This window comes from Methylobacterium mesophilicum, assembly GCF_022179445.1.
GTDB lineage: Bacteria > Pseudomonadota > Alphaproteobacteria > Rhizobiales > Beijerinckiaceae > Methylobacterium > Methylobacterium mesophilicum.
This window is the reverse complement of the sequence record NZ_BPQU01000068.1, coordinates 1-8,290: the sequence shown is the minus strand read 5'-3', so window position 1 is coordinate 8,290 and position 8,290 is coordinate 1. Positions and strand designations below refer to the sequence as shown.

Here is an 8,290-nt window from a genome sequence, read left to right as displayed (position 1 = left end):
GCTGTCAGGTCCGTCCAGTCCGCAAACGCGTTCTCACACAGCCTCGTTGGAAAGCAGACTTTAGCCCCCCATCTCGAAGCGGGTGGGCCGCCCCACCCGCAGAGGATGCTTGCGGTCAGACATGCCAGCGACAGACCTGCTGAAGAGCAGGACTGCGCGCTATGTTAGCGAGAGGTCAAGCAACATAAGGGTTCGGCAATCATCCAGCGAGCCAACTTATTGAGCTACAGGATCGGACGCGGTAGTACAGGACGGCAGATGGCAAGCAGATCAACTAGTTGTTTGGTCCTGGCATTTGGTGGAGTGGGTTTGACCTGAAGCGGCTGGGCTCGGCGGACCATGCTTTACAGATAGCCTAATAGGAGGTGAGACAAGGCAAGGTCTTAAGGCCGCGGACAAAGTTGTAGACGTCAGCGAAGTTGGCCAATTGAACGCAGAGTTGCGCGTGGTTGTCGTAGTGGTCGCGCTTGACCGTCGCGTCCTTGATCGAGCGGTTCATTCGCTCGACCTGACTGTTGGTCCAGGAGTGGCGCGCCTTGGTTACCCTGAGTTCGCGCGGCTTCCAGGAAGTTAATCCCGACGGCGTTCGATGTCGACGGCCGGACGAAGCCTGCCTCGCTCGTGAACCGCGTCAACCGTCCGGTCAGCGCTAGCTTCAAGCCTGCCGCGTGACAAGTCGGGGGCAGAGCAGGAGCAGACGTATCATCGCCGCCTGCCGACGTGTCTCCGTCTTCTCGAAGATGCGGCGCAGATGGACGCGTGCAGTGTGCAACGTGATCCCGCGGTGGCTCGCGCTCGCCACCAGATCGTTCCCGGCCAGCATTTCTAGGGCGAATGCAGCCTCGGCGGGCGTGAGACCGAATTGCACCTGCAGCATGTCTTTCCCGGGCAGCCGGATGGTAGCGGGATCGATCAGGCGCAGGAGCACGGCTGGCTCGGCAGTCCCATAGGGTGTCGGGGCTAGCGCGCTCGCGGCGATCAGCAATGTTTTGTCCTCGCTCACGAGACGGATCGAACCGCTGCCCGTCACCGCGCAACCCGAGACCATCCTGCGAAGGGCCGCGGTATCGTTCGGCGCCCCAGCGCGGAGATGACCATCCACAAGCCGCAACGGAACACCGAGCACCATGGCGCGGGCGGCGCAATTTAGGAACAGCACGCGCCCGCAGGGGGCGAGGACCGCTACTCCTTCCTCGAAATGCTCGACGAAAGCCTGAAGCGCGGCGGCGATGCCCGTCGGATCGACCCTGGAGCGTTGCGGTCCATCAGCGCCGTCCGACCGGTCTGAGCCGCCTCCCCTCGTGTCGCGGAGGGGTGCCGGCGGGACGCTCGGCATCAACGGGGTCGGGTCTGCGGCAGCCAACATGAGCGATCCCTCGTCCGGTTCAGGTGAAACGACCTCTTGAGAGCGGACACAGTGCAATCCGTCGGAGGCGGAAGGGTGTGAGGTTCGTCACTCCCGCACCACGCGGAAGAACAGGACGACTGCGGCGGCGAGGACCATCGATCGCAGCGCGCCTGCTGTTGCCGGATCCTGATGTCAGGTGGCGGCGCGATCGCTGAGACCGAAACGCGCCCCTTCGGCCGGCCGTGACATCACCCGCCCGCCGCGGGATTCAATTTTTATTGACGTTCGACACGGCCGGCTGCGCCGGGCGAGCAGGTATAGGGGTCTTGTACCGATTTCATATCTAGCCGTATTGTACTGCTGCGATTTTGCGATGTCTCTGAGTTGCGATCGGTCATCGGCATGCCGTGGATACAGTCCAATATGATTGGTTCGGGGCGAAACGACAGATCCTCATGCACTACGCCGTCGGTTTTCGGGCTCTTCGGCAGACCTCCGCCTCGTCTGCCCCGAACCGGGGAAGGAGCCTGACGCGTGCCGTCCGACAAAGCCGCCGCGGCGTTCGATAAGCGACGCGTGCTGACCCAGCACGAGCTATTTCGGGACGCGCCGCGAACCGTCACCGAGCGCCTCGCCGTGCGCGCGCAGCCCCTCACGTTTCGCTGCGGGCAGCGCATCTTTTGCCGGGGCGATGAGAGTCATGGACTGCTCGCCGTCGTGAGCGGTCACGTTCGAATTTCGACACCGTGCCCGGAGGGCCGGTCCGAGCTAATCATGAATCTGATCGGCCCGAACGAGGTTTTCGGCGAGATTGCTCTTCTCGACGACGGGCCGCGCACGGCCGACGCGGTCGCGGCGACGCGCTGCTACCTTCTGTTGTTAGAGCGGCGCGATCTCCTTCCCCTCGTCAACGACTTCCCGATGCTGGCCATCCGGCTCCTTGCGATCTTGAGCGGACGGCTGCGGAGGACCAGCCAGCAATTGTCGGATCATGCCTTCGTCTGCGCCGAGCAGCGCTTGGCGAAAACGCTGCTCACGCTGGCCGGCGACCCCGACCGCAACGGCGGCCGCGTGCTGACCACGCAACGCGAACTTGGCCACATGGTTGGTCTTTCCCGAGAGGGGATCAACCGGCATCTTTCAGCGTGGCAACGCAAAGGTTATGTCACGTTGGCGCCGGGTGCCTGCACGGTATTTAATCGCAAAGCCTTGCAAAATATCGCATCAGGATTTCTCGAAATATCTTGACATCGATTTGGCGACTCAAGACAAGTTTGTACGTCCTATTTTTACTCGTTCTGACCGAATTAACATCTTTTACTTTTGTTTATTTTTAAGTTTTAAGATATTCATTGCAATATCGTCGCTTATGTAATTTTCGCTGTGAGGCATCGCACACCCGTGACCTGGAGGATCCGTTAGCGTGTGCTGCACACGTGCTGTGGAGGCCGGCGATGGTGCGCTACCTATTGGAACTGTTGGAGATACGGCAGCGGATCCTGAGCAGTCGCCGCGTGTTAGTTCATTTCACGGACCGCGAACTCGAGGATGTTGGCTTGATGCGGGACGACGTAGTGTGTCCAGCCAGCGATGAAACGTGGTGCAGCCGCCCAGACAAGCGCCGATCCGGGCACAGTGCCGAGATGCAGCCTACCGATTGAGATAACTACGAATAAGTCAGCGGCCGCTATGCTTGTGCCATCCGATTATTCATGTGGTTTGATTTAATATGATTTGAATACGATCTTAATTATCAGCTATTGATATTGATTTCACAAAATTTACAATTTTAATGATTCACTCTATGAAAAAAAATTATACAGAACGATGCTATTATTTTGACAGTCTGAATATCATGATTCAGTTAATGGGCGTGCATGGCTCAAAGACTTGACACCTAACGGCGAACACTCTCCGGTACTGATGGACCGCGACATGCAGTAAGCGGTGCTGGCCCGATCACGGAAGCCATCCGACGCGATCGACGGTCGCGGAACAGCCGCTTCCGTTGGGGACGCCCGCCACGGCGCAGGATCCGGCTTACGTGTCGTAGTCGCGTCGGTCGATCGACGTACGCCGGGATGAAATCTTTCTGCGACGCACGCCACGATGCCGGATGCATCCGCCCGGTGCGGGATCGACGGCATCCTGCGCCGATCAACTCCCGGATACCCGATGCGCGCGCGCCGGGCTGGCGTCTGCGGGCGCTTCCCGCTTGCCCCAAAGGCTTGGGCTGAAGGCGCTCGACACCGGCGTGGAAGAGAGGGTCCGAAGCGCGGATCGACAGATCTGCAGAACGAAGCGCAACCCGAAGCCACGGAGCGGCCCGCCGCTCGGCGCCCCCTCACCGGCTGGCGGCCAAGCAAGGTCGAGATCGGTCTCGGGAGGAGGAGGAACCGGATGCACCGAGCATTCAAAAAATACGTTGGTCGAATCACGACCGCCGATATAGGTTCCAGCGTGCTGCCGCGGACATGACCACTGTTATGTGCAACTCGAAAGGATTGGATGCAATCTGAACGATGAAATCGGCGTGCGATGAATCCGGATCGGCGCAGATCGCATCGTCGAAACGTGACATATTATATTGATTTTCTTCGCATTCGGATTGATGAATCTTTATGCAGCCATCAGTTAAATGGAACGCCAACGCATGCCCGTGATCTCGGATCTAGCCTGGCTGTCGCGAGGGCAAGACATTGTCGCCTCTCCCTGCGATTAGCGTCGCTTCAGTCGGCAAGGAGAAGATCCAGCGCCGGTTGGCCGCGATCCTTACGGCAGACATCGTTGGCTACAGCACCCTGATGGGGAGCGCGGAAGAGGACACCCACCGCCGCGTATGCGCGGAAATCCGCAGGCTTTGCCGCAATATCGCGCGATCGGGTGGCCAAGTCTTCGGCATCGCGGGCGACGGAGTGATTGCGGAGTTTTCCAGTGCCGTTGAGGCCGTGACCTGCGCGTTGCGTTTTCAAACCAACTGCCAGCGCCGCACGGCCGCGGTTTCGGCCGAGCGGCGACTCCTGTTTAGGGTCGGTATCCATGCCGGTGAAATCATGGTCAAGGGAGACCAGATCGGGGGAACTGCAGTAAACATTGCAGCACGTCTGGAGCCACTTGCGGATCCCGGCGGAATTTTGATCTCGGCGACCGTCTACGATCAGGTCAGCCAACGCTTACCGTCGGCCTTCGAGTGCGTCGGCCTGCGTCGGCTGAAAAACATCCGCGAGCCCGTCATGCTGTATGCCGCTCGCGCCAAGACCGTCCCGACACAAGCGGATGTGCAGACGCCGCCACCGCGATGGAACCGATCGTCCGGCGACGATCGTCGCGATTACAGGCCCGTGCTGGCTGTGCTTCCGTTTCGGGCACTCCACAGGAGCAGATTGGACACGTACTTTGCGGAAGGCATGATCGACGACATCATCCGCGCGCTGAGCGGACTCAAGGATCTCTTGGTCATCTCGCGGAGCTCCACCGCGGGGTTCAAGCTCGTCCCGGTCGATCTGCGCCGCGCTTTTCATGAACTCGATGCAGACTATGTCCTGCACGGCAGCCTGCGACACCACGGGGATGCCTTGCGCCTCACGGTGGAACTGGCAAACCACGGCGGCGTGATCTGGGCAGATCGTTTCGACGGGACGCTCGGCAGTGTCTTCGAAATGCAGGACGCGATCGCGTTGCGGGTCGCGTCGATCGTCGCGCCGCACTTGCGATCCCACGAACTTGCGCGCGCACACCGCAAGCGACCCGACAGCCTCACGGCCTATGACCTGACGCTCCAGGCACTCAGTCTCATTCACAGACTGGAGCGAACGTCTTTCATCGAGGCCAGGAGATTGCTCGAACAGGCGTCAGTCTGCGATGCAGCCTACGCGCCGGCCTATTCCCACCTGGCATCGCTCGGCATGCGCTGGATCGGCCAGGGCTGGTCCGAGGACGAGGATGCCGACCGCCTGGCCGCCTCCCATGCGGCGCAGATGGCGATCGAGCGCGATCCAAGCGATGCGGTCGGCCTGGCAATTTACGGACATCTACGGTCCTACCTATTGCGGGACTATGATAGTGCGAATGAGTATTTGAAGCGTGCCCTGGCAGCCGGCCCCAGTTGCGCTTGGGCCTGGGCCTATAGTGGCCTCACTCTCGGCTACATCGGCGAAACATCCCGCGCCATCGAATACGGAGAACATGCCGTTCGATTATCGCCATTGGGCATCGATGCTTTTTGGTTAGAACACTATTTATCACAGGCTTACTATTTGGCTGGTCGCCATGAAGAGTCGATCGCCTGGGCTCACGCATCGGCAGCCAAGGGCGCAAACAACGCCTCCAATCTTAGGTGCCTGATCGCAGGCCTCGTCGCAGCAGGCCGTCGCGCGGAAGCCGGCATGGTCGCCCGTCGGCTCCTCGAGTTGATTCCTGAATACCGAGTTGCGCTCTTTCGCAGCCGAACTCCATTGCGTGGCCAGGTCCGCGAGCTGTTTGCAAATCAACTGATCGAGGCTGGAATTCCTGATTGAGCGTGTAGCAAAGGAGATGAAGATGCCCGCAAGCTTTGACGGCAATCAAGGGAACGATGGCAACAGCGGCAGCGCCGGGGGCCACGGCAACGCCTCGGGCAATGCCGCGGGCTGGTTCTTCCCCGACCGGGTCGCTCTGCCGTTCGTCTTCGCGCCTGCGGCCCCGCCGCCGGGGGGAGCCGCGGTGCCCGCCGGCGAGACCATCGGGGCGCTCGCCGTTATTGCGCAACCGAAGTTCCCCGATCGCAATTGGTCGGCGGACTGGTACGCGTGGCAGTGCCTGGCGGAGTTTTCCGCCACGAACTGGCGTGCCATGACCCCCGCATGGCCGTCCGGTATACCGCAGCTTCCGTCGGCCACCTCACAACCTCCGGCGTTTCCCGCTGTTACGCCCGTGGACTGGCTCGGCGGCAACAGCGCATTGAACGTGACCGGGGAGATACACGACCTCGTCATCGCAGCCGAGGAGGAACGGGCCGACGCGTTAGGCGAAATTCTGTCCCAGTCGGACGAATTCATCAGCTTTTTTTTGAACGCACTGTCATCCCGACCCGGATCGTATCCGAATACGAACAAGGTTCTGACGATCGCGAGTCTCATCGGCACGTTCGTGGCGATGTATTTCAAGGGCCGCTATGCGCGGCCACGCCCCTCGCACCTGTGCCCTGCACTGATGCCTCCGGTTCAGGTCCCGGGCCACGCGTCTTTCCCGAGCGGTCACGCTACCCAGGCGCATCTCATGGCGCTGTGCATGCGCGACGTGCTCGCGGGCTCGCAGATGTACGACACCGCCGCGGTGGTTCTTTGGACCTTGGCGAACAGAATAGCGAGAAACAGGGAGATCGCCGGCCTTCACTATAAAAGCGACACGGATGGGGGCGTCGCGCTCGCGATCAGCACCTTACCGCTGCTGCAACAGTCTGCGATCGCGCCAGGCGCCAGCAAGTATCAGATCGCAGTCGATGCTGCGCGGGAGGAGTGGGCATGAAAGATCCATCGTCCGCTTCTGGCGGCGTCGATGAGCGTGTGCTCGATGATCTGCGGCGACGATTCACGGGCTTCGACGCGCCCGCCCAGCCGATCACGCCGGCTGATATCGATGCCGCTCAGCTTCGTCGATACGGCCTGCCGCCACGACCTGGGCCTGCGGCGCCTTGTATTTTGCACCGCGTGTGGGAGCGCGGGTTCGGGAAAACCTTGGCCCTCAGAACATTTGCTTTCGACCCAGTGGTCCGTCGGAGGATCGAGACGACCCCGTATCGGATCAGCGCGCAGCGCGCCAACCGCCTGAGTGCGACGGCGAGCCCGTTCGACACCAGCCGGAACTGGGCGGGCGCCTATCTGACGGCCAACGGCGGCCGACAGTTCGCCCAGATCTGGGGGGCCTGGATAACGCCTGAAACGCTGCGCTTCCCGGCCCCGCCGAACGCGGGGACTCCCGGCCTGCCCTATGCGTGCTCCCACTGGATCGGGCTCGACGGGCAGCGCCGGTATCTTGACGCGTCGCTGCCACAGGTCGGCACCGTCTCCCTGTTGCACGCGGATGGAACGGTGACGGTCGAAGCGTGGACGCAATGGTGGACGCGAAACGCCATGCACAACGCACCGACGTATCTCCCACTTCCCCTCGCCCCAGGCGACGAAGTGCTCTGCGTGCTGACGGCGATCGATGCGCGGCGCGTGGTTGCCGTCGTCGTCAATCTCTCGAATTCGCCGCCGGTCGGCATCGCCGTCCAATACGGCCCTCAGACCGTCGACATCGGCGGCCAGACGATAAGTCCCAAAATCACAGGCGCCACCGCGGAATGGATCGTCGAGCGACCGAGCATCGTCGGAAGTTCGGACATATACAACTTTCCAAACTACGACAGCGCCGAGTTTGACCTGTGCGTCGCTGTCGGAAGCCCAGCCGCCGATTTCCCGGCCCTGTCATCTGGGGTTCCGCAGATCCTGCACGGGACTCGCTACATCAGGATGCTCGAACGCGAGCCCGACCCGGCCCGCATCGCGGTCCTGTCGCTTGCCAAGCGACGCAGCCCGACCGCGCTGACGGTGACGTACGGAGGTATGCGCTGACCCGCAGCCCTCCTGATCGATCAACTGCGATGGGCTGATCCGCGCCACGGGCGTGTCGGGGGTCGTCCCCGAGTCGGGCCACCCGCGCGACCAGCCCGCGGCGGCGCCCCTAAGGTGAGCCCGCATGAATCGCCCCGCGCTCGACAGGGACCGGCGCCCGTCAGCGAGGTCTGGGTAGAACAGGTGCCATGCGTGGATCATCCGCGGCCAGATCTGCAGATCCACGGCGAAGTCGGCGGCGCCGGCAACGCGGGCCAACCGCAGGGCGTCTTTGAGAAGCGTCTCGGCAGAACCGACTAGAGCTGTTCCCACTTATGTAGCGACGGCCAAGTCGTCCTCGTATCCGGCG

Annotated in this window: 5 protein-coding genes and 2 pseudogenes; 4 read left to right on the top strand and 3 right to left on the bottom strand. The window is 61.7% G+C overall.

The annotated features are described in order from the left end of the window. Window positions 1–274 precede the first annotated feature (274 nt). Window positions 275–553: pseudogene (locus tag MFF40_RS28075) on the bottom strand (integrase core domain-containing protein); the annotation flags it as partial. Between the two features lie 102 nt (window positions 554–655). Further along, on the bottom strand, window positions 656–1,366 hold the full coding sequence (locus MFF40_RS28070; protein WP_238263101.1) for a helix-turn-helix transcriptional regulator: 711 nt from the start codon (window positions 1,364–1,366) through the stop codon (window positions 656–658). Between the two features lie 516 nt (window positions 1,367–1,882). Between MFF40_RS28070 and MFF40_RS28065 the strand changes: the two genes are divergently transcribed. From MFF40_RS28065 to MFF40_RS28050, 4 genes are all read left to right on the top strand, one after another. Continuing rightward, window positions 1,883–2,596, top strand: a complete 714-nt coding sequence (locus MFF40_RS28065) for a Crp/Fnr family transcriptional regulator (protein ID WP_238263099.1) — start codon at window positions 1,883–1,885, stop codon at window positions 2,594–2,596. A 1,511-nt stretch (window positions 2,597–4,107) separates the two neighbouring features. After that, window positions 4,108–5,865, top strand: coding sequence for an adenylate/guanylate cyclase domain-containing protein (locus tag MFF40_RS28060; RefSeq protein ID WP_238263098.1), 1,758 nt, complete (start codon window positions 4,108–4,110; stop codon window positions 5,863–5,865). Between the two features lie 22 nt (window positions 5,866–5,887). After that, window positions 5,888–6,853 carry a phosphatase PAP2 family protein gene (locus MFF40_RS28055; protein ID WP_238263096.1) on the top strand — a complete coding sequence of 322 codons (966 nt, stop codon included), beginning with the start codon at window positions 5,888–5,890 and terminating at the stop codon, window positions 6,851–6,853. After that, window positions 6,850–7,941 (top strand): G1 family glutamic endopeptidase, encoded by a 1,092-nt coding sequence (locus MFF40_RS28050; RefSeq protein WP_238263094.1) that lies wholly within the window; start codon window positions 6,850–6,852, stop codon window positions 7,939–7,941. Before MFF40_RS28055 ends, MFF40_RS28050 begins: the two co-directional genes overlap by 4 nt. 105 nt (window positions 7,942–8,046) lie before the next feature. Here the strand turns inward: MFF40_RS28050 and MFF40_RS28045 are convergent. Further along, window positions 8,047–8,238, bottom strand: a pseudogene (locus tag MFF40_RS28045) (alpha/beta hydrolase); the annotation flags it as partial. Window positions 8,239–8,290 lie beyond the last annotated feature (52 nt).

What these genes read in the sequence shown, in the direction of transcription:
- MFF40_RS28050 (WP_238263094.1), top strand. Translation starts at nt 6,850, where the DNA reads ATGAAAGATCCATCGTCCGCTTCTGGCGGCGTCGATGAGCGTGTGCTC.
- MFF40_RS28055 (WP_238263096.1), top strand. Translation starts at nt 5,888, where the DNA reads ATGCCCGCAAGCTTTGACGGCAATCAAGGGAACGATGGCAACAGCGGC.
- MFF40_RS28070 (WP_238263101.1), bottom strand. Translation starts at nt 1,366, where the DNA reads ATGTTGGCTGCCGCAGACCCGACCCCGTTGATGCCGAGCGTCCCGCCG.